The organism is Pseudomonas sp. LBUM1660 (genome assembly GCF_059695935.1).
In genome coordinates this window covers 2,690,150-2,712,824 of record NZ_CP166795.1, presented here as the reverse complement: position 1 = coordinate 2,712,824, position 22,675 = coordinate 2,690,150, and the positions used below count along the sequence as shown (strand labels likewise).

At 57.9% G+C, this 22,675-nt stretch carries 25 protein-coding genes and 3 pseudogenes; 16 read left to right on the top strand and 12 right to left on the bottom strand.

Annotated features, from left to right (window positions below; translation table 11 throughout):
* Nucleotides 1-47 precede the first annotated feature (47 nt).
* Nucleotides 48-1,730, top strand: coding sequence for a dihydroxy-acid dehydratase (gene ilvD / locus ACA068_RS12835; protein ID WP_497310156.1), 1,683 nt, complete (start codon nt 48-50; stop codon nt 1,728-1,730).
* 97 nt (nt 1,731-1,827) lie between these two features.
* On the opposite strand, the gene ACA068_RS12830 is transcribed toward ilvD, so the two are convergent.
* Nucleotides 1,828-2,553, bottom strand: a complete 726-nt coding sequence (locus tag ACA068_RS12830; protein WP_438269360.1) for a methyl-accepting chemotaxis protein — start codon at nt 2,551-2,553, stop codon at nt 1,828-1,830.
* 132 nt (nt 2,554-2,685) lie between these two features.
* Nucleotides 2,686-3,441, bottom strand: a pseudogene (locus ACA068_RS12825) (MCP four helix bundle domain-containing protein); the annotation flags it as partial.
* A 220-nt stretch (nt 3,442-3,661) separates the two neighbouring features.
* Here ACA068_RS12825 and ACA068_RS12820 point away from each other — a divergent pair.
* Complete coding sequence (locus ACA068_RS12820) at nt 3,662-4,048, top strand: GFA family protein (RefSeq protein WP_497310155.1); 387 nt, start codon at nt 3,662-3,664, stop codon at nt 4,046-4,048.
* A 2-nt stretch (nt 4,049-4,050) separates the two neighbouring features.
* On the opposite strand, the gene ACA068_RS12815 is transcribed toward ACA068_RS12820, so the two are convergent.
* Both ACA068_RS12815 and ACA068_RS12810 read right to left on the bottom strand, forming a co-directional pair.
* A complete protein-coding gene (locus ACA068_RS12815; RefSeq protein ID WP_497310154.1) occupies nt 4,051-4,410 on the bottom strand; it encodes a hypothetical protein in 360 nt (119 codons plus the stop codon).
* Nucleotides 4,411-4,447: 37 nt separating this feature from the next.
* Nucleotides 4,448-5,020, bottom strand: coding sequence for a MarR family winged helix-turn-helix transcriptional regulator (locus ACA068_RS12810; protein ID WP_497310584.1), 573 nt, complete (start codon nt 5,018-5,020; stop codon nt 4,448-4,450).
* A 127-nt stretch (nt 5,021-5,147) separates the two neighbouring features.
* Here ACA068_RS12810 and ACA068_RS12805 point away from each other — a divergent pair, with 127 nt between their 5' ends.
* Both ACA068_RS12805 and ACA068_RS12800 read left to right on the top strand, forming a co-directional pair.
* On the top strand, nt 5,148-5,408 hold the full coding sequence (locus tag ACA068_RS12805; RefSeq protein WP_497310153.1) for a DUF2024 family protein: 261 nt from the start codon (nt 5,148-5,150) through the stop codon (nt 5,406-5,408).
* A gap of 4 nt (nt 5,409-5,412) precedes the next feature.
* A complete protein-coding gene (locus ACA068_RS12800) occupies nt 5,413-5,691 on the top strand; it encodes a Rho-binding antiterminator (RefSeq protein WP_497310152.1) in 279 nt (92 codons plus the stop codon).
* On the opposite strand, the pseudogene ACA068_RS12795 reads toward ACA068_RS12800, so the two are convergent.
* The 3 genes and pseudogenes from ACA068_RS12795 to ACA068_RS12785 all read right to left on the bottom strand — a co-directional run.
* Nucleotides 5,624-5,839, bottom strand: a pseudogene (locus ACA068_RS12795) (hypothetical protein); the annotation flags it as partial. The gene ACA068_RS12800 and the pseudogene ACA068_RS12795 overlap by 68 nt on opposite strands.
* Nucleotides 5,840-5,924: 85 nt before the next feature.
* Nucleotides 5,925-6,170 (bottom strand): annotated as a pseudogene (locus tag ACA068_RS12790) (hypothetical protein); the annotation flags it as partial.
* A 23-nt stretch (nt 6,171-6,193) separates the two neighbouring features.
* Nucleotides 6,194-6,466, bottom strand: a complete 273-nt coding sequence (locus tag ACA068_RS12785; protein WP_497310151.1) for a hypothetical protein — start codon at nt 6,464-6,466, stop codon at nt 6,194-6,196.
* A gap of 703 nt (nt 6,467-7,169) precedes the next feature.
* Here ACA068_RS12785 and ACA068_RS12780 point away from each other — a divergent pair.
* The 6 genes from ACA068_RS12780 (at nt 7,170) to tspO (ending at nt 15,298) form a co-directional block, all read left to right on the top strand.
* Nucleotides 7,170-8,468: a sialidase family protein gene (locus tag ACA068_RS12780; RefSeq protein WP_497310150.1), complete on the top strand. Its 1,299-nt coding sequence runs from the start codon at nt 7,170-7,172 to the stop codon at nt 8,466-8,468.
* Complete coding sequence (locus ACA068_RS12775) at nt 8,465-9,079, top strand: hypothetical protein (RefSeq protein WP_497310149.1); 615 nt, start codon at nt 8,465-8,467, stop codon at nt 9,077-9,079. Before ACA068_RS12780 ends, ACA068_RS12775 begins: the two co-directional genes overlap by 4 nt.
* Nucleotides 9,080-9,110: 31 nt before the next feature.
* Complete coding sequence (locus ACA068_RS12770; protein ID WP_497310148.1) at nt 9,111-11,147, top strand: LTA synthase family protein; 2,037 nt, start codon at nt 9,111-9,113, stop codon at nt 11,145-11,147.
* A 370-nt stretch (nt 11,148-11,517) separates the two neighbouring features.
* Nucleotides 11,518-13,773, top strand: coding sequence for a catalase/peroxidase HPI (gene katG, locus ACA068_RS12765; RefSeq protein WP_497310147.1), 2,256 nt, complete (start codon nt 11,518-11,520; stop codon nt 13,771-13,773).
* 205 nt (nt 13,774-13,978) lie between these two features.
* The gene (locus tag ACA068_RS12760; protein WP_497310583.1) at nt 13,979-14,794 is read left to right on the top strand and encodes a DUF1206 domain-containing protein; all 816 of its coding nucleotides are present in this window, start codon (nt 13,979-13,981) and stop codon (nt 14,792-14,794) included.
* Between the two features lie 63 nt (nt 14,795-14,857).
* Nucleotides 14,858-15,298 (top strand): tryptophan-rich sensory protein TspO, encoded by a 441-nt coding sequence (gene tspO, locus ACA068_RS12755; RefSeq protein WP_497310146.1) that lies wholly within the window; start codon nt 14,858-14,860, stop codon nt 15,296-15,298.
* Between the two features lie 37 nt (nt 15,299-15,335).
* Here tspO and ACA068_RS12750 read toward each other — a convergent pair whose 3' ends face one another.
* The gene (locus ACA068_RS12750; protein ID WP_497310581.1) at nt 15,336-15,794 is read right to left on the bottom strand and encodes a winged helix-turn-helix transcriptional regulator; all 459 of its coding nucleotides are present in this window, start codon (nt 15,792-15,794) and stop codon (nt 15,336-15,338) included.
* A 125-nt stretch (nt 15,795-15,919) separates the two neighbouring features.
* Between ACA068_RS12750 and ACA068_RS12745 the strand changes: the two genes are divergently transcribed.
* On the top strand, nt 15,920-17,203 hold the full coding sequence (locus tag ACA068_RS12745) for an MFS transporter (RefSeq protein WP_497310145.1): 1,284 nt from the start codon (nt 15,920-15,922) through the stop codon (nt 17,201-17,203).
* Nucleotides 17,200-18,096: an EamA family transporter gene (locus ACA068_RS12740; protein ID WP_497310144.1), complete on the top strand. Its 897-nt coding sequence runs from the start codon at nt 17,200-17,202 to the stop codon at nt 18,094-18,096. Before ACA068_RS12745 ends, ACA068_RS12740 begins: the two co-directional genes overlap by 4 nt.
* Before the next feature lie 56 nt (nt 18,097-18,152).
* Here ACA068_RS12740 and ACA068_RS12735 read toward each other — a convergent pair whose 3' ends face one another.
* Nucleotides 18,153-18,389, bottom strand: coding sequence for a hypothetical protein (locus tag ACA068_RS12735; RefSeq protein WP_497310143.1), 237 nt, complete (start codon nt 18,387-18,389; stop codon nt 18,153-18,155).
* A 157-nt stretch (nt 18,390-18,546) separates the two neighbouring features.
* On the opposite strand from ACA068_RS12735, the gene ACA068_RS12730 reads away from it, so the two are divergent.
* From ACA068_RS12730 to ACA068_RS12720, 3 genes are all read left to right on the top strand, one after another.
* Nucleotides 18,547-19,002, top strand: a complete 456-nt coding sequence (locus ACA068_RS12730; protein WP_497310142.1) for a VOC family protein — start codon at nt 18,547-18,549, stop codon at nt 19,000-19,002.
* Nucleotides 19,003-19,166: 164 nt separating this feature from the next.
* The gene (gene ycaC, locus ACA068_RS12725; protein ID WP_219094879.1) at nt 19,167-19,799 is read left to right on the top strand and encodes an isochorismate family cysteine hydrolase YcaC; all 633 of its coding nucleotides are present in this window, start codon (nt 19,167-19,169) and stop codon (nt 19,797-19,799) included.
* A 500-nt stretch (nt 19,800-20,299) separates the two neighbouring features.
* Nucleotides 20,300-20,593, top strand: coding sequence for a fructose-bisphosphate aldolase (locus tag ACA068_RS12720; RefSeq protein WP_497310141.1), 294 nt, complete (start codon nt 20,300-20,302; stop codon nt 20,591-20,593).
* Nucleotides 20,594-20,646: 53 nt separating this feature from the next.
* Here ACA068_RS12720 and ACA068_RS12715 read toward each other — a convergent pair whose 3' ends face one another.
* Both ACA068_RS12715 and ACA068_RS12710 read right to left on the bottom strand, forming a co-directional pair.
* Complete coding sequence (locus ACA068_RS12715; RefSeq protein WP_497310140.1) at nt 20,647-20,850, bottom strand: hypothetical protein; 204 nt, start codon at nt 20,848-20,850, stop codon at nt 20,647-20,649.
* A gap of 12 nt (nt 20,851-20,862) precedes the next feature.
* A complete protein-coding gene (locus ACA068_RS12710; protein ID WP_497310139.1) occupies nt 20,863-21,069 on the bottom strand; it encodes a hypothetical protein in 207 nt (68 codons plus the stop codon).
* Between the two features lie 200 nt (nt 21,070-21,269).
* Between ACA068_RS12710 and ACA068_RS12705 the strand changes: the two genes are divergently transcribed.
* On the top strand, nt 21,270-21,695 hold the full coding sequence (locus tag ACA068_RS12705) for a hypothetical protein (protein ID WP_497310138.1): 426 nt from the start codon (nt 21,270-21,272) through the stop codon (nt 21,693-21,695).
* 105 nt (nt 21,696-21,800) lie between these two features.
* Here the strand turns inward: ACA068_RS12705 and ACA068_RS12700 are convergent, their stop codons facing one another.
* A complete protein-coding gene (locus ACA068_RS12700; RefSeq protein ID WP_497310137.1) occupies nt 21,801-22,271 on the bottom strand; it encodes a GNAT family N-acetyltransferase in 471 nt (156 codons plus the stop codon).
* Nucleotides 22,272-22,675 lie beyond the last annotated feature (404 nt).

Genomic DNA, 22,675 nt, shown 5'->3' with positions numbered 1-22,675 from the left:
TTCGGGCCACACCGGTCGGGCCAGCGATCTGGATAGAAGGGAACGTCATGAGCGACAAAGACAATTTGCGTAAGTACTCCTCTCAAGTGGTCGACGGCGTGGAGCGCGCGCCCGGCCGTTCCATGCTGCGGGCCGTGGGCTTCACGGATGAGGACTTCAAGAAACCGCAGATCGGCATCGCCTCGACGTGGGCGATGGTCACGCCGTGCAACATGCACATCGACAAACTCGCTGTTGAAGCGGAAAAAGGCGCGAATGCCGCGGGCGCCAAGGGCGTCATTTTCAACACCATCACCATTTCCGACGGCATCGCCAACGGCACCGAAGGCATGAAGTATTCGCTGGTGTCGCGGGAAGTGATCGCCGATTCCATCGAGGTGGTGGCCGGTTGCGAGGGCTTTGACGGCCTGGTAACCGTAGGTGGTTGTGACAAGAACATGCCGGGGTGCCTGATCGGCATGGCGCGGCTCAATCGCCCGTCGATCTTCGTCTATGGCGGCACCATTCGCCCGGGCGCTGGCCATACCGACATCATTTCCGTGTTCGAGGCCGTGGGTCAGCACGCCCGCGGTGACATCAACGAGATTCAGGTCAAGCAGATCGAGGAAGTGGCGATCCCCGGCCCCGGCTCCTGCGGCGGTATGTACACGGCCAACACCATGGCCTCGGCCATTGAAGCGTTGGGCATGAGCCTGCCCGGTTCCAGTTCCCAGGACGCCGTCGGCAGCGATAAAGCCTCAGACAGTTTCCGCGCCGGTCAGCAGGTCATGGAGCTGCTCAAGCTGGACCTCAAGCCGCGCGACATCATGACTCGCAAAGCTTTCGAGAACGCCATCCGCGTGGTGATCGCCCTCGCCGGCTCGACCAATGCCGTGCTGCACCTTTTAGCCATGGCGCATGCAGTGGATGTCGAGCTCACGCTGGACGATTTTGTCGAGCTGGGCAAGATCTCCCCGGTGGTGGCCGACCTGCGCCCCAGCGGCAAGTACATGATGAGCGAGCTGGTGGCCATTGGCGGCATCCAGCCGTTGATGAAACGCATGCTCGCGGCCGGCATGCTGCACGGCGACGTGCTGACGGTGACCGGCAAGACCCTGGCAGAAAACCTGGAAAACGTGCCCGACTACCCCGAAGGCCAGGACGTGATTCTGCCGTTCGACCGCCCCGTCAAAAAGGACTCTCATCTGGTGGTGCTGCGCGGCAACCTCTCACCGACCGGCGCGGTGGCCAAGATCACTGGCAAGGAAGGTTTGCGCTTTGAAGGCACGGCGCGCGTGTATCACGGTGAAGAAGGCGCGTTGGCCGGAATTCTCAATGGCGAAGTCCAGGCCGGCGACGTCATCGTCATTCGTTACGAAGGGCCCAAGGGTGGGCCGGGCATGCGCGAAATGCTCTCGCCCACGTCGGCGGTCATGGGCAAAGGCCTGGGCAAGGAGGTCGCGCTGATCACCGACGGTCGCTTCTCCGGCGGCTCCCATGGATTCGTGGTGGGGCATATCACGCCGGAAGCCTTTGAAGGCGGGCCGATTGCGCTGATTGAAGACGGGGACAAGATCACCATTGATGCTGAAACCCGGCAGATCACCGTGGACGTCTCCGATGCCGAACTGGCCGAGCGCAAGACCCGCTGGGTGCGCCCGCAATCCAAGTACAAACGCGGGGTGCTGGCCAAGTATGCGAAGACCGTGTCCAGTGCGTCGGAGGGGGCGGTTACAGATAAATATCTTTAAGGAATGGGTTCTGCGTTGTCTGATCTGGCGCATTCGCGAGCAGGCTCGCGAAGAGGCCCTTACAAATACCGAAAATCAATGGATCAGCACACAAGCCTCAAAGCCGAAACCGATCCACCGACTGCGACAACTTGCCCGCCAGGCTCGATAGTTCATCGGTAGTCGAAGCCGTCTGGCCAATAATCTTGCTGTTGCCCTCCGACATCCCGGCAATCATGTCCACCTGATGGGCAATTTCGTTACTGGCCAGGCTCTGCTCGCCGATTGTGCGGGTGATGTCATTCACCAGCTCAGTGGTATTGAGCGTGGCCTCGAGGATTTCGCGGATCGCGCGTTCGACGTCGGCGGTTACGGCCATGCCTTTGTCGACCTGCGCAACGCCCGCCTCCATGCTGGTCACCGCCTCGCGGGTGCTTTGCTGGATGCGCGAAACCATGCTGGCAATTTCCTGCGTGGAGGCGCTGGTGCGTCCCGCGAGACTGCGGACTTCGTCGGCCACTACGGCAAAACCACGGCCCTGTTCACCGGCGCGAGCGGCCTCGATCGCGGCGTTGAGGGCCAGCAGGTTGGTTTGATCGGCGATGCCCTTGATCACCTGAATGATGCTGAAAATCCCCTCGGACTCCTTGTCCAGCGTGCGGATCACCTGGGCTGACTGCTGCGCCGAACGCGCAATGCCGTCCATGTCATTGACCACCTGATGAATCACGCGACCACCATCCTTGGCCAGTGCCTCGGCCTGGTTGGCCATGTTCAGTGCGCGTTCCGCGTGACGGGTGATCTCCTCGATGCTGGCAGTCATTTCGCTCGCGGCAGCGGCCATGGTGCTGGCGGCGACGCTTTGCTGCTGGCTGCTGTCGGCGACCTGATGGCAGCCACTGCTTAACTGCACGCTCATGCCGCTGACGCCATGCGCATTGCTGCGAACCACCTCGATCATGCCGCGCAAGTCGCGCTGCATGGTCGCCAGACTGCGGATCAATGCGCTCGCTTCGTCATTGTGGGTCGGTTCGACGATCGGCTCGCTGAGGTTGCCGTGGGCGATGCTTTGGGCGATGCGGCTGGCGGTCTGCAACGGCCCCATGATGCTCAGAATCACCCAGCGTCCCTGGATAAGCAGTAACAACAGGCTGCTGATCAGCACGATACCCAGGGTGAAGTTGGCGCTGCTGATGGCCTGCTCGGTGCTTTTACTGGTCTGCTGGGTGTTGGTTTCGATCACCTCGCTGAGGGCCGCCATCTGGTCCTCCAGTTGGCTGAACGCGGTATTGAACGTGCCGAGTTCCTTTTGCGCGGAATCCGGATTTTCCAGCGCCAGACCGACAATGCGCTCGGCCGCGCTGATGTAGGTGTCGAGGCTCGGCTTGACCTTGTTCAGGCCGGCCTTGATGGTGTCGTTGACCGGCAGCTTGAGGTTTTCACCCAGCACTTCACGAAAATGCGCCGCATGCTCCTCGATGGAACTGCGCACGTCGGCTTTGCTGCTGGTGCTTTTGCCCAGCCCGACCACCATCGCGGACAGCACATCGGCGCGCAGCGCGTCGTGCATCATGTCGGCTTCGAGGTGATTGCGCAGCGCGGTCATGCTGACCTCGTTGTCCTTCACCGCTTCGGCCATCCGGGTGTTTCCCACGTAACTGACCAGGCTCACGATCAGCGCGGTGAGCAAGCTCGTACCAATCAGCAGCAACAAGCGTAATTTTATAGACATGGGGTAGCCCTCTCGGTACGTCGCTTTTATGAACACGTTATCGGCTGCGCCGGCCACTCTTTGAAGCCTGACGTCGGACTTTCGGTGTTTTGCGACATGCGGTAGGTGCCGCTGGTCCTCGGTGTGATTGCGCGCCGCCGCTTTCTGATCGCTGCAGCCATCGCCAAACCTTGAGCCAGACCGCTACAGTATCGCGACGAAAATCAAGGAACCTATGAACATGGATGAGCTTCACCAAGGCAGCTGCCTGTGCGGCGCCGTTGAATATCACGTATCCACAGAGCTGAAAGCCGTCACCCATTGCCACTGCAAACAATGCCAGAAGGGCCACGGAGCGGCCTTCGCGACGTATGCGAGCGCGCCCAGGTCGGCGGTTTCTGTCGTGGCGGGAGCAACGGCGCTCAAGGGTTACGAATCGTCCAAAGGTGTCACACGTCAGTTCTGCTCCCACTGCGGCTCGTCGCTGTTCTGGTCTGATTCGAAGGGGAAGTTTTCGGAGTGGGTTTCGATAGCGATCGGTACGCTGGATACGCCTTTTACGGCGTTGAAGCAGAAACATACCTGTATTGAATCCAAAGCGTGCTGGTACGAAGCCGATTCGCTATAGGACTAGCGCTTGCGCGCCAGACGTTGCTGCCAATTGCCGCCATTGGCGCGCTGGCATTGCTCTTCAGAATCAAACTGCACGAGGGCTGGGACCGACCTGACGTGAACATCCGCTTCGCTTAACGCTGTAGCCGTCAGTTCGACCATACGCTCGCCCTGCCCGCTGGCCAGCGCCTGATCCTTATTCGCCTGCGTATCGAAGACCCAAATCACCCTCAGGCTGGAAGGAAAATCGTGGTAATCGACTTCGTGGGTCAGCCATTCGAATCCGACGATTTGCGCTTTGGCCGTTTCACACGCTTCTGTCAGGGTGGCCACCAAACGACGCTCGATGCGTGCCTGATCGCGTTTGCTTAAACCCATGGGGGATCCTTGTGATGGTCGAAATTCTGGACTGGTTTCAATCGAGCACGCCTTCGGGCACTTGATGCTCCCTGCAAATCAAACCGATTTCGCCGGACTCCAGGGGTTCCTGAGTCAGCCCACAAAAGGCCCCGCCAGCCACTGTCTGATGGAAGCGACAAGATCGGCAAAGCCCGAAACCCGGTACATTTTCCCCTTGTTGAATAGTCCTCAACAACTCCAGCAGCAGCCCTTCCAGATCCTCTGAACGAGCGCCCATGCGCTTGGCGGCAGCGACCAGAAACTCCGGCGGCAGTACGTCGTCCAGCAGGGCTCTGGCCAGCGCGGTCAATTCCAGGTGCACGCTGCGTTTGTCTTTGGCGTCCGGAGTCTTTATCAGCAGCCCATTGGATTCCAGCGCCTTGAGCGATTGCGACACGGTGCCCTTGGTCAGTCCCAGGTACTCGGTGACCGCCAATGGCGTGTTGGAGTAACGATTGCAGCGGCCCAGATACATCAGCGCGCTTAATTGAATCGGCTGCAGATCCGTCAGTTTCGGGTGCTCGCGAAACCAGACGCGCGTCAGGCTCGACAGTCTTTCCAGCAGATCGAACAACACGGCAAATTCCATAATCGACAGGGGCGATAAATAGTATCGAATAAAAACCATATTGACAAAAAGCGGCCTTGTCGTAGGCTTGGTATCGATTCGAAACAAACCCACCCCTGACATCTGGAAACCTGAAGGAGAGCAAATCATGAGCGTCAAAGTGTTCGATACCCACGTGCGTACCAAAGACGGCCGCTACTTGCATTTCGATGTATTGATCGACAGCCACGACCCTGAACTGGCGAAGTCCTATGCCCGCCGCTTCCTTGATGAACAGGGCGTTCAGGACGAAGATATTTCCCAGAATGAATGCCGGTTCTGCCACGTTGAACCGAGCAATCCGGTCGTCGCTGAGGCGATCAGCAAGCAAGGTCACTTCATCATCAAACTGCAAGGTTGCCAGGAGTAACGAAATGAACGCGTATCAGCCTTTGAACTGCGATCTGCACGACTACCTGGAGATCGCCTGCCTGCGCGGTTATCGACTGGATATCGAGCTGAACGACGGCACACGCCTGGTCGCCAAAGCGCTGACGACGCGGACCTCCAGCGACAAGGAAGAGTTTCTCTGCCTTGAAACGGCTGACGGCCCGCAGGACATCCGTCTGGATCAGTTGCTGGCCGTCACGCCGCTGGACGCCAATGCACAGTTTGGGCGGGTAGTGTTCCAAGGTGCGGTGTGCATGTTTTGAGCGCCCACACGAGTGTTTCAACACAGCACGGCCCCGCATCACCCATGAAAATTTCAATGGTTTTGGGCCCTACCCCATCGAACGCCGCCAAGCGTTTCTCGGACGCCTGGCGGTTTTCACTGGCGCGCTGAATGTTGCCGATTCTCCCGCGTGGTCAGATCTGTGGCACTGATGGTTTTGTTCATGCGAGTAGAGCCCGAATAAATCAGGCGCTCACCCTTTTCAAGCGCTCGGTGATAATCCTCACCCGCGATGGCTCGCAGATACGCTTGATCGGCCTCCACCCTGAGGTCCCGCCATTCCTGCCAACTCACGATTCCCAGGCGATCCATCTCGTCAGACTGACGAATCAGTTCTTCGTGATAGGCATCGGGACACTCCATGCGCAGCTTCAAGTCCTCAAGGACGAGATGCCAGGCGTTGAGCGCACGCAGCTTTTGCTCTTGCGCCGGAGTCAGCAGATTGGCAAACGAGTGCATGGCAGCGCCCCTCGAAAGTTCTTTCAGAATGGATCAATCCATCGTGAATGCGGTTCAGGTACACCGACCAAAGGCAGGTTCTTAAATGCGACGCCACCAATGACGAGGCGCATCGCGATGCTGACTGAGTTTTCGTCAAGCAGCTCAAGCGTTTGCGCGGCACTCCACAAGGCATTGGCGATGTAGCGACAGTTGATCAGCGCGGCCAGGTAGCCAGCTCTTTCGGGCGTCGTCGGGCTAGTGGCGTAAATCGTTGCAATGCCGCTTAGAACTGTCACCAGGGCCGCAAGCGCCACGTTTCACGAAGCCAACCCCAACAACCCCCGCTTCATCGGTCGCTGGACGGCCGACTCCAGCCTGCTTTCGTTCACATTGGCTGACATGAAATCGATTCCCAAGTCTTACGTAATCAACGGCACAGCCATTGCCCCCTCGCTGGTTGCCAAGTTTGCCGGGCCTTCCATGCCTACCTTTAGCGACGGCTTAGCGTCCGGCGCTTCCGACGAACTCAAAATCCTGATGATCAAGGACAATGAGATAACGCTTGAGGGTAAAAGCCCGGCAGGGAATGCCTTCACCCTAAAGACGTACAGACAGCACTAGGTTCCAGGTGGGTTCTGGTCTGAAAGCTTCTGTGTCTGTGCTGCCGTATTCGCGGGCAAGCCACGCTCCCACAGGGGGATTTTGTCGATCACTCCTCATGTGAACGACGCAAGTCCTGTGGGAGCGTGGCTTGCCCGCGAAGAGGCCCAAACAAACAACCCACACCCCAATGACTCGACAGTGACAGCCCCGGCCTTTGCGACCAACGGCAAAATGTCTTACAGCCCGCCTCAAACCCTCTAGTCCGGCAGTTTCAGATACCCAATCAAACTCCGCGCCTCGACATGGACACACGCTACAAATACCTGCTTACAATTTAGCCAGTCATAAAACCCGATCCTGTACTAACGAGTGGTACGTTGGGCGCCTTATCGGGCCCGAGATGCCAACGTAGTCATGCGCATCAATCTTCCTAGTTTTCCTGCCTTCTGTGCTTACCTTCTACTGTCCTGCCTGTTTGCGACCGCGTGGATCATCAATCCTGCCAATACGCACTCTTCCTTTGCCCAGATCAGTCCCGTGATGGCAGTGGCCGGAAAAGTGGCCAAGCCCATCTATACCAGCCGTTTCGCCTCCTCCGGGCTGGTGGATTTCGTGCATTCCTCAGCGGTCACCGCACTGCCCGACGGCAGTCTGATGACGGTCTGGTTCGCCGGCTCCCGAGAAGGCGCAGCCGATGTGCAGGTGCGCTCCGCCCGGTTCGACTCGAAAACCGGCGAATGGGGGGCGGAAAAGGTCCTGGCGACGCGGGATTCGACCCAACAGGGCACTCGAAAATACATTCGCAAGCTGGGCAACCCGGTGGTGGCCCTCGCGCCGGATAATCGGGTGTGGTTGTTCTACGTGTCCGTGTCCATGGGTGGCTGGGCCGGAAGCGCGGTCAATGTGATGGTGTCCGACGACTTCGGTGAACATTGGTCCGCTCCGCGCCAACTGATCACCTCGCCCTTTCTGAACATCAGCACCCTGGTCCGGTCGGCACCGGTGTTTCATGCCGACGGTTCCATCGGCCTGCCGGTCTATCACGAGTTCCTGGGCAAGTTTGCCGAGTACCTCTACCTGAGCGCAGACGGCGATGTGATCGATAAATTCCGCATCAGCCACGGCATGAATTCATTGCAACCCACGGTGGTGCCGCTGGACGGCCAGCGCGGCATCGCCTTGCTGCGTTATGCCGGCAACACCCACCACCGTGTTCTGGCGACCCGCACTGAAGACGCCGGGCAAACCTGGAGCGAGCCTTATCCGCTCGACCCCTCGAATCCGAATTCCTCGCTGGCCGCCGTCGCAACACCCGAACACGGGTTGCTGGTGGCGCTCAACGACCTGCGTGAGGGGCGCTTCAAGCTGAGCCTGTATGGAACCGACGCCAAAATGGACGATTGGCGCTCGTTGCGGGACCTGGACAAATCCCCGGATCCACTGGGCGCGCCATTTTCTCCCGAAGCCTACAAGGAGATCATTGGCAGAGAATTCTGCGGGTCCAGCGGCGCACACCGCCAATCACTGGAAGCGGAGTTCCTGGATAACCTCGACAACCGTGTCTGTAAAAACCAGGAATGTGAATTCGAATACGAATACCCCTACTTCATCCGCAGTCCTGACGGCATGTATCACTTGGTTTATTCCTGGAACAACACCTTCATCAAGCACGTTACCTTTAACGATGCATGGCTTAACGAGCGTCTCAAATGATCAGCCTGTGGCAAGCCCATGTCAGCTTCGCAATGATCATCTTTCTGGTGCTGCCTTCGTTCGGCCTGCCCAGGACCTGGCGGATCGCACTGCTGGCCGCGTTGCTGGCCGTCAGCTTCATCTCGCTGGACGGGTTGTCGTTGGCCGCCTATTTGCGCAGCTACATTGATGACCTTGCGATTACCACCCTGGTGTTCATGGCGTGGGGCTGCTTGCGTCGGCTGAAGATGCTGCCACCGGCACGGGGCAAGACCGGCGTATTGATCCTCTTCGCCGCGATGGCCGTGGTGTTGTACCCGGCCACTCTGGGCATGAGTGATGTGGACCCCTATCGGTTAGGCTACAGCCCGCGCCCCATGTTGATTTTCTTCGCCGTGCTTACGCTGGGCCTGTTTTACCTGCGCAATGGCCTGGCCGTCTTGATGCTGGCCAGCGCAACCCTGGCCTTCATCGCCGGGATCAAACCTTCGCAAAACTATTGGGATTACCTGGTTGATCCGCTGCTGGGTCTGTACTGCTGCGGGGCACTGCTGACGCTTTCCCTGCGCTGGACGTATCGCCGCTCAAGCAAGCGGCGTGGTGCGGTGGCCGACGAATTCAAATCCGTTTGAGATTTAACGACTTTTTAACAGGGGAACAGGGATGGGTTGGCTGCACTCGAGACGTTTACATTATTGGCTAGGCGCTACAGCGATTGCGTTTGTGCTGTTTGCACTGCTGAGGGTGGTGTTCTTCTTCGGCTTTTCCGGGTTCGAACCCAAAGCCCTGATCGACACAAAGAGCGTCTGGGAAACCCTGAGCATCGGCTTCAGTTTCGATCTGCGCCTGGCTATTCTGACGATGTTGCCGTTGGCGTTGCTGGCCTGGATCCCTCGCTGGAACCTGCTCGGCAGCCGTCTGCTGCGCCGCATCGCACGCGTCTACCTGATCGCAGCCCTGAGCGTGCTGTTGCTGATCTACATCATCGACTTTGGCCATTACGCCTACTTGGGCGTGAGGATCAACGCCACCGTGCTGCGCTTCATCGAGGATGCGCAGATCTCCCGCGACATGGTTTGGCAGACTTACCCGGTGATCTGGATTTCACTGGGTTGGCTGGCGACGGTCGCGCTGGTGACACTGGCCCTGGTGCGTCTGGAACGCGTCACGCTGGACCGCCCTCGCAAGGCCATTCGCAAGCTCTCCGCGACGTGGGGCGGTGCGTTGATGGTCGTCTTGGTGCTGCTGGGCATTTTGGGTCGTGTCGAAAACATGAACCTTGAAAACCCCGTTCCGTTGCGCTGGAGCGATGCGTTCTTCTCGGGTAATAACCAAATCGCCGCGCTGGGCCTGAACCCGGTGCTGTTTCTCTACGATACGGGCAAAGTCGGGCAGTCGCGTTATGACGAGGCGCAGGTGCGCGAACATTACGCGGTCATGGCCAACTACCTGGGCGTCGACAAGCCCGACCCGCAGACCCTTGATTTCGTGCGGCACCAGGCGCCCCAACCGTATAAGATCCCGGGCTCGCGTCCCCCGAACGTGATGTTCATCATGCTTGAATCGCTGGGCACCAGTGCCGTCGGCGCTTATGGAAACCCGATCAATCCGACGCCCAATCTCGATCGGCTGGCCACCCAGAGCTGGTTCTTCGAGCACTTCTACGTGCCAGTGACGGGGACCGCGAAAACCGTCTGGGCCAGCATCAGCGGGGTGCCTGATGTCACTCGCCAGGAAACCGCGACGCGTAATCCGCTGATCACCCAGCAAAACACGCTGATCAATGCGTTCACCGGTTACGAGAAGATCTACACCATCGGCGGCAACTCCGGCTGGGCCAATATGAATGCCCTGATCCGCCAGAGCATCGACGGCGTGCGTTTGTTCGAAGAGCGGGACTGGAAATCGCCGGTGGTGGATGTCTGGGGTATTTCCGATCTGGACCTGTTCAAGGAAACCGACCAGATCCTGCAAGCACTGCCCAAGGACAAACCGTTCTTTGCCTATGTGCAGACGGCCGGCAATCACCGCCCGTTCACGATTCCAAAAAGCAATGACGGCTTCGAGGTCAAGCACCCTACCCTGGCCGAAGTACAGGCCGCTGGATCGCGCAGTGTCGAGCAGTACAACGCCGTGCGCCTGCTGGACTTCAACCTCGGCCGCTTGATGGAAATCGCCAAGGCCGGCGGTTGGTACGAAAACACCATCTTCGTGATGTTTGGTGACCACAACACCCGGATCGCGCAGATCCCGTTCCTGGCTCCGGCCTACGAGCAACTGGGCCTGGAAAGCAACGCGGTGCCGATGATCATCCACGCACCAGGCCTGATCGGAACGCGCGAGGTCAAGGAAGCGGTCGGCCTGGTGGACTTGCTGCCTACCGTGGCGGGGATGGCCGGTCTTGAGTTTCGCAACAGCGGCATGGGCCGTGATATCCAGCAGCCCGCGCCCGAGGGCGAGCGCGTGGTGCCACTGGTGTTGCGTGAGGGCACGTTCCCGCTGATTGCCGGCGTAACTCAACACTACATGGTGCAGATGGAGCACGACGGCAGCTCGCCGACCCTTCACGACCTGGCCTCGATGACACCACGGGACAACGTTGCCGAGAAAAACCCTGAAGAGTTCAAACGCCTGTCAGCGCTGACCCGGGCCATGCATGAAACCTCACGGTTGATGCTGTACCAGAACGTTCGAAAGTAACCGCTCAAGCCTGCAAACCCGCGTCTATGCTCCAGATAGACGCGGGCCTCCCCGCGACATCCGTAAAAGACTCTGCCTATCACTCCCCAATACTCCACCTATTAGCTGACTTCCCGAGTGGGGTCTAACCTGTATCCAGCGCTGGCGGAACAAGCTGGCCGGTTTAGTGCTGATAAGGAGACAGGAATGAGTCCGAAGCTTGACTAGGCCATCCGTGGGCCACCGCCGCAGTACAGAATCCCGTGTGGTCCAGACAATCAGTTGATCCAACTGTGGGTCCTGCAGCCTATGTCATTGAGTTCGCTCGTTGCTATCTCACGCCCACCCCGGGCCGATAGCCGGATGAAACACGACCAAAGGTAGCTCACACATGGCAAATGAATCGAAATGCCCGTTCAATCACGCCGCTGGCGGTGGCACGACGAACCGCGATTGGTGGCCGAACCAACTGAATCTGAAGATCCTGCACCAGCACTCGTCCCTTTCCGACCCCACGGATGAGGGTTTCAACTACACCGAAGCATTCAAGACCCTGGACTTTGAGGCGGTCAAGCGCGACCTGACGGCGCTGATGACCGATTCACAAGACTGGTGGCCGGCGGACTTCGGTCACTATGGGCCGCTGTTCATACGCATGGCCTGGCACGCCGCCGGCACGTACCGCACGGGCGATGGTCGTGGCGGTGCCGGCTCGGGTCAGCAGCGCTTTGCACCGCTCAACAGCTGGCCGGATAACGTCAGCCTCGACAAGGCGCGCCGGCTGCTCTGGCCGATCAAGCAAAAGTACGGTCGTAAAATCTCCTGGGCCGACCTGATCGTCCTCACCGGCAACGTCGCGCTGGAGTCCATGGGCTTCAAGACCTTTGGTTTTTCCGGTGGCCGTGCGGACGTCTGGGAACCGGATGAAGACGTCTACTGGGGCTCGGAAAACAAATGGCTGGGCGGCGACACCCGCTACGGCAAAGAAAACGCTCCCGTGGAAGCTCCCGGTGACGGCCCTCTCGTCGCCGAACCCGGTAAAAACGAGGAGAGCCGTACCGAGCACGGCCGCAACCTCGAAAACCCGCTGGCCGCCGTGCAAATGGGCCTGATCTACGTCAACCCCGAAGGCCCGGAAGGCGAGCCAGACCCGGTCAGATCCGCCTTAGACATCCGTGAGACCTTCGGCCGCATGGCAATGAACGACGAAGAAACCGTGGCGCTGATTGCCGGCGGCCACGCCTTCGGCAAAACCCACGGCGCCGGACCTGCCGACAACGTCGGCGCCGAACCCGAAGCGGCGGGCCTCGAAGCCCAGGGCTTTGGCTGGAAGAACAGCTTCGGCACCGGCAAAGGCCCGGACACCATCACCAGCGGCCTGGAAGTGACCTGGACCACCACGCCCACCCGGTGGAGCAACAACTACCTGGAAAACCTGTTCGGCTTCGACTGGGAACTGAGTAAAAGCCCGGCCGGTGCGCACCAGTGGGTCGCCAAAAACGGCGCCGGTGCCGGTACCATCCCGGATGCTTTCGACCCGTCCAAACGGCGTAATCCGACCATGCTGACGTCGGACCTGGCCCTGCGATTCGACCCGATCTACGAACCGATCTCGCGGCGTTTCCTGGCCAATCCGGATCAGTTGGCCGACGCCTTCGCCCGTGCCTGGTTCAAACTGATCCACCGCGACATGGGCCCCCTCTCCCGCTACCTTGGGCCAGAAATGCCCAGCGAAGAACTGCTGTGGCAGGACCCGATCCCGGAAGTCGACCACGCGTTGGTCAACGACAGTGATGTCGCAGCGCTCAAGAACAAAGTGCTTGCTTCGGGCCTGAGCGTCTCGCAGCTGGTATCGACGGCTTGGGCGGCGGCGTCCACCTTCCGTGGCTCCGACAAACGTGGGGGCGCCAACGGCGGTCGCCTGCGTCTGGCGCCGCAGAAATCCTGGCAAGCCAACCAGCCTGAGCAACTGGCGAATGTGCTGGCGAAACTCGAGAGCATCCAGAGCGAGTTCAACAACAGCGGCAAGAAAATCTCGCTGGCCGACCTGATCGTGCTGGCGGGTAATGCAGGTGTCGAACAGGCGGCAAAAAATGCCGGTCACAGCGTCACGGTGCCGTTCACACCAGGGCGGATGGACGCCTCGCAAGAGCAGACGGATGTCGAGTCTTTCGGTTTCCTCGAACCCATCGCCGATGGCTTCCGTAACTACCTCAAATCCCGCTACACCGTGTCGGCCGAGCATCTGTTGATCGACAAGGCGCAACAGCTGACATTGACCGCGCCAGAAATGACCGCGCTTGTGGGTGGCCTTCGCGTGTTGAACACCACCGTCGGGCAATCAAAACACGGCGTGTTCACCCAGCAGCCAGAGGCGTTGACCAACGACTTCTTCAAGAACCTGCTGGACATGGGGGTGGAATGGAAACCGACCTCGGAGGCTAACGAGGCGTTTGAAGCACGCGATCGCAAAACCGGTGAAGTGAAGTGGACCGGCACGCGAGTTGATCTGGTCTTTGGCTCTCATGCGCAATTGAGGGCGCTGGCTGAGGTTTACGCGAGCAGTGATGCTAAAGAGAAGTTCGTGAAAGACTTCGTGGCGGCGTGGACCAAGGTGATGAACCTGGATCGGTTCGATGTGAAGTGATGCAAACGTTAAATCCATGAGGCCTGGAATGGGCCACCTTGATCCGGTGATTCGGATGGGGGTGGCCCATGGTTTTTTGACTGGACTAGACGCCCTTTGCTTCAAGCGACACCCACCACCAGATGACGGATCAAACTCCACCTTCAATCGAACCCCTCCCAACCTGAAAGGTCTGCTGATTAGTACCTCTCTGGAATCAGATCCCATGTCTGCGCACCATAGCCTTGTCGTACTCGCTCGGGGCGGATATGCCGCTCGAGGCGTTCTTTACCTGATCATTGGCATCTTCGCGCTGCTGGCGGCTCAAGACTCGACAAAACCAAAGGACAGTCACCGGAGCCTAGAGGCCGTGTTAAGCCAGCCTTTCGGTTACGTTTTAGTCGGATTAGTGGTGGCAGGCCTGCTCGCCTTCGCCTGTTGGCGAGTGTTGCAAGCCCTGCGCGACGTCGATCATCACGGTAACAATATGAAGGGGCTGGTCATTCGGGCAGGACTGTTTGCAGGAGGTTTGGTCAACGGCGCGCTGGCGTTTTTTGCGCTGGGCTTACTCATCAGCGGCATCCAAAGCTCGGGCAAATCCGGCGGTGGGCAAACCAAGGATTTGCTGGCGAATCTGTTGTCCTGGGAACACTCAAATGTATTGGTGTACCTCGTCGCACTCATCCCTCTTGGCGTAGGCATCGCTCACATCATCAAGGGCTGGAAGTCGTCGTTCGAGAAATATTTTGAAGCGGACGAAGACGTCATGCGCTACGTCCGCCCAGTGTCTCGGTTCGGCCTGATCGCCCGGGGCATCGTCTTTATCGAGATCGCGCTGCTGCTGATCATCAGCGGCTCCCGCTATAAAGCCATGGATCCGCCCGGCATGAAGGAGGCCCTCGATGCGCTGCAGAATCTACCGGCCGGCGGCGTCATCTTGATGGTGATGGCCCTGGGGTTGATCGCCTTTTCGGTGTACAGCTTGTCCGAAGCCGTCTGGCGCAAGATCAACATGGATGTGCCTGGCGTACCGGGCGCCTAGCGGCATGAACGGCCGACAGGGTTTTGCCCCCCCCACACAGCGGACCTCAACCAAGGACTGATGATGACTTTTCTGATTTTTCTTTTAGCCTGCGGTGCTGCGGCCAGTACAGGCCTTCTTTTCAAACCGGGCCAGTGGTACGAATCACTCGTCAAACCGAGCTTCACGCCACCCAACTGGCTGTTTCCAGTCGCCTGGTCGATTATCTATCTGCTGCTCGCCTGGGCCGGGTACCGGTTGTCCCTGATACCTGGAAGCCAGGTGGTGCTGGCGTTATGGGCGGCGCAGATTGCCCTGAATACGCTGTGGACACCGGTGTTCTTCGGCGCGCACCGCCTTTTCGCCGGTATGGTGATCCTGACGCTGCTTTGGCTGGTGGTCGCAGCCATGGTGGTGATGGCGATGCGGCTAGATGTGATCACAGGCTTGATCCTGTTCCCCTACCTTGTGTGGCTTTGTGTGGCGGCGGCGTTGAATTTTTCCATCTTGCGCAATAACCGCTGATGACGAACTCCGAGTGGCCAACTCGACCGCTGTCGATTCACGACTCGCCGTCGACAAGTCTCACCCGGTGGCAGTCTGAGGGTCCCAGTTTTTGTCCGCTTGATGAACGAACATCCATCGGCATCAGGGTCTGGCCGGACGCGTTGTCCAACAGCACAGAACGCGTCTCCTGCGGCTCGAACAGGAAACGTTCGCCCCATTGCCTCATGCTGATCACCACTGGAAAGATCTCACGTCCTTTGTCCGTCAGGACGTACTCCTTGTAGGCGCTGCCATCTGACGCCGGTCGAACGTCGAAGACCCCGACTTCAACCAACGCTTTCAGTCGTGAGGCCAGAATATTTTTGGCCACGCCCAAGCTCTTCTGAAATTCGCTGAACCGGCGAATGTCGTCAAATGCGTCGCGAAGGATCATGAGCGACCAGCGATCCCCAATAACCTCAAGTGTTCTTGCTACCGGGCATTCGCTGCTTTGCGGTGAAGTGCCTTCGACCATCGTATTGACCTTTTGGATAACGGTTGCCAAGTCTGCCGACCAAGCTGGTTGCAATTTGAAACTTGATTCAGCAATAATCGAATCCAGTTGTTAATTGCAACCAGCTTAACGCCATGGAGGCGTTCATGACAGCAGATGCCGACACAATAGCCAAACGTAGCACCGGGCAGCCTGCAGGATTGCCGCCTGCGGAAACCGGAGAAAACAGTAGGACTGACCCTTCTTCGGGGCTTTCTCCGTCACTCACGTTATTGTTTTCTGTCACCTGCGCGCTGGCCGTCGCCAATGTTTACTTTGCCCAACCTTTGCTCGCTTCCATGGCTGAGAGTTTTGGCGTCACCTCAGGATTGATCGGGGTCGTGGTGACGGCCACTCAGGCTGGATACGCGCTGGGGTTGCTGTTCATCGTACCGCTGGGCGACAGGGTCAACCGTAAACGGCTGATTTTGACTCAAGTGATGCTGTCTGCCCTTGCGCTGGCGGCCGTCGGCGCTTCACAGCAGTGGCTGGCACTTTTGGGCGCCATGATTGTGATGGGCTTACTCGCCGTGGTGGTTCAGGTGCTTGTCGCCTATGCCGCCGCGCTCGCAACGCCCTCACAACGCGGGCAGGCCGTTGGGACCATAACGAGCGGAGTTGTCCTGGGCATTCTGCTGGCGCGGTTTATCTCTGGGCTGATTGCAGATCTAGCGGGCTGGCGCGCCGTCTATTTCGTGTCCTCAGGATTGATGCTGACCCTCGCGGCGGTCCTGTGGAAAGTGGTGCCCGCCACGGCGTTGCCACGTAATCAAGACACCTACCCCGCGCTGATCCGGTCGCTCTTCAAGCTGTTCATGACCGAACCGGTTTTGCGGATCAGGGGCCTGTTGGCCTTGTTGATCTTTGCCGCTTTTTCCGTGCTGTGGACCTCCATGGTGCTGCCGCTGAGCGCTCCGCCACTGTCGCTTTCACACACGGCCATCGGCCTGTTTGGCTTGGCAGGCGTCGCCGGTGCCCTGGCTGCCAGAAGAGCCGGCCAGTGGGCCGATCGAGGTTTGGGACAACGGGTGACCGGCCTTTCGCTGGGGCTCCTGACGCTTTCCTGGTTGCCCATCAGTTTTGCCCAGACGTCCCTGATCGCGCTGGTCTGCGGTGTGATCTTGCTCGACTTCGCGGTGCAAGCCGTACACGTTACCAACCAGAGCCTTGTTTTTGCCGCACGACCCGACGCCCAGAGTCGCATGGTCGGCGCCTACATGTGCTTCTACTCGGTCGGCAGTGCGCTGGGGGCGGTCGCCGCGACCCAGGTTTATGCGCGCTGGGGCTGGACGGCTGTGAGCCTGCTGGGCACATTAATCAGCGCTGCTGCTTTGGCGCTTTGGGTTTTTACGAGTCATCTATCACCGACCAATCAAGGACGATCAACATGAAAGCCAGACACCTGCTACTCGCCATCTCGATTACGGCCATTTGGGGTGTGAATTTTTCAGTGATCAAACTGGGCCTCACCACCATTGACCCGCTGATTCTTGCCGGCATTCGCTTCACGCTTTGCGCACTTCCAGCGATCTTTTTCATTCCGAAACCTGATGTGCAGTGGCGCTACATCATTGGTTACGGCCTGGTCTTCGGCATAGGACTCTGGGGCGTTGTCAACCTTGGCATCAAGTCGGGCCTCTCCGCAGGCATCGCTTCGCTGGTGCTTCAGTTCAGCGCGTTTTTCACGATCCTGCTGGGCTCATGGGTATTCAAGGAAACCATTTCCCGCTACCAACTGGCGGGCATGGGCATCGCCTTCTGTGGCTTGTTGAGCATCATCTCGATTGTTGACGGGACAGTGACGACGGCCGGGCTGATCCTGGTGCTGCTGGGCGCGGTGGCCTGGAGTGCGGCCAACGTAATCAACAAAAAAGCCAGGACCACTCAGGTCTTTGCTTTCCTGGTGTGGTCCAGTGCGTTTTCGCCCATCCCTCTTTTCGCGCTTGATTACGCGGTCAACGGCTCGACGGGTTACAGCGCATTGGTGAATCAACTCGACTACCGTGCCGTCCTGTCGATCCTGTTCCAGGTCTACCCCAACACCCTGTTCGGCTACTGGGTGTGGAATTCACTCCTGAAACGATACCCAGTGTCTACCGTCGCGCCGTTATCGTTATTGGTGCCGGTATTCGGACTGCTGGGTTCAGTCATGATTTTCAATGAGCCCCTGTCATTCAACAAAATCGTTGCAGTCGTTCTCATCGTATCGGGGCTTGGCGTCGGCTTATACGGACAGCGTTTCCTCAGCGCCGTGCTCAGGCGAGCAGACCGATGCCCGTCGTGAGAGTTAGCCACGCGCCCGTCGACGGAGATCGACCGTACTCGTCGCTGTACCTGGCATCAACCGGGTTGATTCACGACCGTAATCTGTGTCAGTCCCACCCACCCAGCCTGCTCCAGAATCTGCGCCGGCGTCGCGTCCGCGGTGGGCATGATCAGGCTGTTCTCACCGTCCCCATAATGCAGCTGGAGCAAGTGCATCGCTGCCTCATGGACGGGTAACTGAGGCTGCTCCAGTTCGAACAGGTGTGTGCGGGGTTCGCCGTTGAACAGGTAATCCAGGGTCCATTCATGCATGGTGGGATCCTCTTATGGAAAAAAGAACTGCTGATTATCCTGATCCGTTGGACAGCTCATGGTTCAACTGTTCGTCCACGAAACAGCCACACGAAAATTCTTCTAATGCTGAGGCAGCGGTCGTTACCATGAACACCGGTTCAACAGGAGGAACGCAATGGAGCTGAAGTTCAGTCACGTCGATGTACTGGTCAAGAACCTCGAAGAAGCCTGTACTTACTACGCACAGATACTGCAAGCCAGGATCTCTAAAACCCTTGTCTGGGAACGCGGTGGCCTACACGTGCGCTACGCGATTGCGTTGATCGGTCAGGAGCGATTCATGCTGGTTCAACCGCTGGCGGGGAACCTGAAGGCGCTTCTGGATTGCGCGGGCGAAGGCATGATTTACCGCCACTGCTACTCCACACCGGACATCGAGAAGGCCTATGACGAATTGATAGCCGCAGGTGTTCAGCCAGAAGACGAGAATGGAAAACCACTCGCCCGCGCGAACCTGCAATCTCCGTCCGGGACTCGCATCATCTGGCTGCCAAAGCGCTTCGGGCACTTCTCCATCGAGATATTGGAAGACAAGGCGTTGGAGGCCTTTATCGAGGATGCGTTTGCCTGAATGGGGCTGCGGTGAATGTCCGGTTTCGCCCGGGCGGGGCCTCGATTGTCCTTTCCGAGTTGACAGTCAAACCGTTTTCACCCTCTTTTTCCCTTTCCTGTAGATCATTAATCTGAGCCCATGTTGAACGAAGCCACTTCCCCCTCCCGAGAAAGGATTTCATCATGAGCAAAGCCACTTACAACCGCCTGAACAAAGACGACGCCGTAGTCCTGATGATCGACCACCAGACCGGTCTGATCTCGCTGGTGCAAGACTTCTCGCCGAACGAGTTCAAAAACAATGTGCTGGCCCTGGCTGACGTCGCCAAATTCTTCGAACTGCCGACCATCCTGACCACCAGTTTCGAACAAGGTCCCAATGGTCCGCTGGTCCCGGAGCTCAAGGAAATGTTTCCGGACGCGCCCTACATTGCCCGTCCTGGTCAGATCAACGCCTGGGACAACGAAGACTTCGTCAAGGCGATCAAGGCGACCGGCCGCAAACAGCTGATCATTGCCGGTGTCGTGACCGACGTGTGCGTGACCTTCCCGACGCTGTCGGCCCTGGCTGAAGGGTTTGAAGTATTCGTGGTCACGGATTCTTCCGGCACCTTCAACACCACCGTGCAACAGGCTGCGTGGAACCGCATGACGCAAGCCGGTGCGCAAATGATGAACTGGTTCTCGGTCGCCTGCGAGTTGCAGGGCGACTGGCGCAACGACATCGAAGGCTTGGGTAACTTGCTGTCCCAGCGCATCCCGAACTATCGCAACCTGATGAACAGCTACTCGGCATTAGCCGCCCGTCAGGCGTAAGACCTGACACGCAAAAACCAAGGCCCGCTTTTGCGGGCTTTGGCAATCTTTTGATATTTCATATCCGAAAATCGTGTAGGAAACCACCCACTGTGGCGAGGGAGCTTGCTCCCGCTGGGCGACGAAGCCGCCCCAAACCCCGCCAAAATTTTAAACATGCCCACATCCCGTAGCCGCTGGCGAAGCCTGCGTTCGGTTGCGCAGCAGCCGCAAATCCGGCACGCAAGGTCTACCGGACACTAAACAACCGCTGACGATGCGAGTGCCACGCAATTGAACGGAGGTTCGTTTTAGCAGCTACAAATACCCTAGCTCTCGTCCTACAACCCCATTTGCAGACATCCAAGTCGCCCCTTATAGTTCGCCCCGTCGCTGACAGCCGTCGCGATGGGATTCGCAGCCCTAAAAGAAGATCACCAATACCGTCAGACATGACACGGCCGGTTTCCGTCTGTGAATTGGTTATGACGACTTTGATTCATTTTTTTTAGGACTAAATCATGTCAACCCAAAACCCTCCCCGCCGTTTCACCCCCATGTCCCAACTCGCCACCGACTACCCCGTCCTGCTCATCGACTACGACGCCCCGCTGCGCGAACTCCACAACTGCCTCAGCGAACGCCTCAACGCGGTCCTCAAATACCTCAACCTCATGGCCTGCACCAGCCTCCCCGACTACGCCGAACACGACATAAACACCGTCACCAACATCGCCCGGATCATGATCCAGGATGTGAGCGATGTGTTCCGGGTGATTGAGCAGCGTGGGTTTGATGCGCCCAAGGGCCAGTGATCAACGTTGAGTCGTAAAAAAACCCGCACTGAGTTGCGGGTTTTTTGTGTTGTTCAGGCCTGTCGAGTTGGCGAGAGGATTGTCTTCTCTATCAGCGCGGCGATGTCCTTCGCACCAAAACACCGGAATTTAACGCTGCCAGCACCGGTATCCAGACGGATGATCTTCGTCATGAACCCGCCTTCAATAGTGACCTTTCGGATGAATGCCAGTGGAAGTTCAATATCCAGCGTCCCGCCCTGAACGAGGCGGTTCATGGCATTGGCACTCTAACGAACCATCGATTGGGTCAGCTCCATCTTTCCGCCAACCCAAAGTCCTCCGTATGCTTCCTTGAAGGCCTCCAGCACATCGCCCAACGCGTCCACATTGCCAGCCTCAGCCATGGAATATAAATCGTCCACGTTGTCGTAATTCACCTCGGCATCGGCGACCAGAAAATTCACCAACTTCGATTTCAAAACCTGTCCAGTCATCTTTGCCTCTCCATTATTGGAAAAGGCGACAGGTCTATTTATTCAAATAGTTCTATCACCTTTTTCCTGTCACCTTTTTTCTTGCCTTTTCTGCCTGGAACTTTACTACAAAATGATGTCGATATGATGGCGCACCACGACATCTTGTCAGTGGGGCTACCAGAGTCAGGCTGATTCCTGGCAAACCATGGACGCGTGTAATGAGACTAATCATTGCTGTGCTGTTGATGCTTAGCGGGTATGCCTATGCGGGTTGTGCCAACATCGATGACAGTGACCAACGTAACTACTGTAATGCCAAACAAAGTGGCGGCAGCTGCGCGATTATCAACAACGCTGACTTGCGCAATACCTGCTACGCGGAAACCGACGGTCGTAGTTGCGCCCTCATCAGCGACAGTGACCAGCGCAACTATTGCTATGCAAAACAAGATGGCCGTAGCTGCGCGATTATCAATAACGCTGACTTGCGCAATACCTGCTACGCGGAAACTGACGGCCGTAGTTGCGCCCTCATCAGCGACAGTGACCAGCGCAACTATTGCTATGCAACACAAGATGACCGTAGCTGCTCGATTATCAGCAACAGCGACCTGCGCAAACAATGTGAAGCCACGAAGCCATGAAGCCCGGCTCACAGAGCGAGTCTTGAGCCTATTCTTCAGCCACATAAAACCCGCATCACTGCGGGTTTTTCATAACCTGTTTTTACCCCTGCCCGCCTTCCCCAATCAAAGTAAAAGTCCCTTCACCATTGGCACACACGCCAACTGGAGCCCTGAAGGTGAATGGTAAATAGCAGGTTCGTCACCCACGAAACCGCAGCGCCGGTAAAAATCAGCCGCGTTCAACGTAGCGTCCAGATTGACCGCCTTCAGGCCCAACTCCCGCGCCAGGCATTCCAGATGGCTGAGCATCTTCAAGCCGATGCCTTGTTGCATGAAACCCGGCAGCACAAAGATCGCGCCGATTTCGCTGTTCTCCAGATCAAGCATTCCAGTCGCCACCGGCTCACCCTGAATACAGCCCAGGTAAAAGTGTTTGTCCATCAGGTCGCTGTAACCGTCCTTGGCCGCGCCTGCCGTCCAGGCAAGCATCTGTTCTGCGGTATAGGCGCCGATGCATTGGTGCCGTATCGCTTGAAGACGAATATCGAATGCCATTTGGGCATCGCTTGGCTGAGCGCGTCTGATCTCGAACATTTCATTCTCCTTTAGCCATCGGTGGACGGAGAACTAAAAAGCCCCGTCCATCTCTGGCGGGGCTTTGGGTAACTACGTCAATTCCGGTGAACGCGTGACCTCACGGCCCGCCAGCGGCGGTCATGGAGGTGCACATCATGTTCAAGCGGGGGATGTAGGTCATGGGGCGATAGTGTTTTGGATGAACGGGGTTGTCAATTTTGATGGGGAAATAAATGCGTCCCCTTTTACGCTTTTACTTTTTACCTAGAAACCAGCCTCCGTGGCGAGGGAGCTTGCTCCCGCTGGACGGCGAAGCCGTCCCTGCCTCCCCACCTCACGAATTTGTACTATTTTTATAGACTCTCTGGTTTGACCTGTTCCTGATCAGAACGGGCTGACGGTCATCAATGATCCGTAACAGG

Bases quoted from the DNA above. Each gene is read 5' to 3' on its own strand.
- ilvD (WP_497310156.1), top strand. From the start codon at position 48: ATGAGCGACAAAGACAATTTGCGTAAGTACTCCTCTCAAGTGGTCGAC.
- ACA068_RS12830 (WP_438269360.1), bottom strand. From the start codon at position 2,553: ATGGCCGCTGCCGCGAGCGAAATGACTGCCAGCATCGAGGAGATCACC.
- ACA068_RS12820 (WP_497310155.1), top strand. From the start codon at position 3,662: ATGGATGAGCTTCACCAAGGCAGCTGCCTGTGCGGCGCCGTTGAATAT.
- ACA068_RS12815 (WP_497310154.1), bottom strand. From the start codon at position 4,410: ATGGGTTTAAGCAAACGCGATCAGGCACGCATCGAGCGTCGTTTGGTG.
- ACA068_RS12810 (WP_497310584.1), bottom strand. From the start codon at position 5,020: ATGGAATTTGCCGTGTTGTTCGATCTGCTGGAAAGACTGTCGAGCCTG.
- ACA068_RS12805 (WP_497310153.1), top strand. From the start codon at position 5,148: ATGAGCGTCAAAGTGTTCGATACCCACGTGCGTACCAAAGACGGCCGC.
- ACA068_RS12800 (WP_497310152.1), top strand. From the start codon at position 5,413: ATGAACGCGTATCAGCCTTTGAACTGCGATCTGCACGACTACCTGGAG.
- ACA068_RS12780 (WP_497310150.1), top strand. From the start codon at position 7,170: ATGCGCATCAATCTTCCTAGTTTTCCTGCCTTCTGTGCTTACCTTCTA.
- ACA068_RS12775 (WP_497310149.1), top strand. From the start codon at position 8,465: ATGATCAGCCTGTGGCAAGCCCATGTCAGCTTCGCAATGATCATCTTT.
- ACA068_RS12770 (WP_497310148.1), top strand. From the start codon at position 9,111: ATGGGTTGGCTGCACTCGAGACGTTTACATTATTGGCTAGGCGCTACA.
- katG (WP_497310147.1), top strand. From the start codon at position 11,518: ATGGCAAATGAATCGAAATGCCCGTTCAATCACGCCGCTGGCGGTGGC.
- ACA068_RS12760 (WP_497310583.1), top strand. From the start codon at position 13,979: ATGTCTGCGCACCATAGCCTTGTCGTACTCGCTCGGGGCGGATATGCC.
- tspO (WP_497310146.1), top strand. From the start codon at position 14,858: ATGACTTTTCTGATTTTTCTTTTAGCCTGCGGTGCTGCGGCCAGTACA.
- ACA068_RS12750 (WP_497310581.1), bottom strand. From the start codon at position 15,794: ATGGTCGAAGGCACTTCACCGCAAAGCAGCGAATGCCCGGTAGCAAGA.
- ACA068_RS12745 (WP_497310145.1), top strand. From the start codon at position 15,920: ATGACAGCAGATGCCGACACAATAGCCAAACGTAGCACCGGGCAGCCT.
- ACA068_RS12740 (WP_497310144.1), top strand. From the start codon at position 17,200: ATGAAAGCCAGACACCTGCTACTCGCCATCTCGATTACGGCCATTTGG.
- ACA068_RS12735 (WP_497310143.1), bottom strand. From the start codon at position 18,389: ATGCATGAATGGACCCTGGATTACCTGTTCAACGGCGAACCCCGCACA.
- ACA068_RS12730 (WP_497310142.1), top strand. From the start codon at position 18,547: ATGGAGCTGAAGTTCAGTCACGTCGATGTACTGGTCAAGAACCTCGAA.
- ycaC (WP_219094879.1), top strand. From the start codon at position 19,167: ATGAGCAAAGCCACTTACAACCGCCTGAACAAAGACGACGCCGTAGTC.
- ACA068_RS12720 (WP_497310141.1), top strand. From the start codon at position 20,300: ATGTCAACCCAAAACCCTCCCCGCCGTTTCACCCCCATGTCCCAACTC.
- ACA068_RS12715 (WP_497310140.1), bottom strand. From the start codon at position 20,850: ATGAACCGCCTCGTTCAGGGCGGGACGCTGGATATTGAACTTCCACTG.
- ACA068_RS12710 (WP_497310139.1), bottom strand. From the start codon at position 21,069: ATGACTGGACAGGTTTTGAAATCGAAGTTGGTGAATTTTCTGGTCGCC.
- ACA068_RS12705 (WP_497310138.1), top strand. From the start codon at position 21,270: ATGAGACTAATCATTGCTGTGCTGTTGATGCTTAGCGGGTATGCCTAT.
- ACA068_RS12700 (WP_497310137.1), bottom strand. From the start codon at position 22,271: ATGTTCGAGATCAGACGCGCTCAGCCAAGCGATGCCCAAATGGCATTC.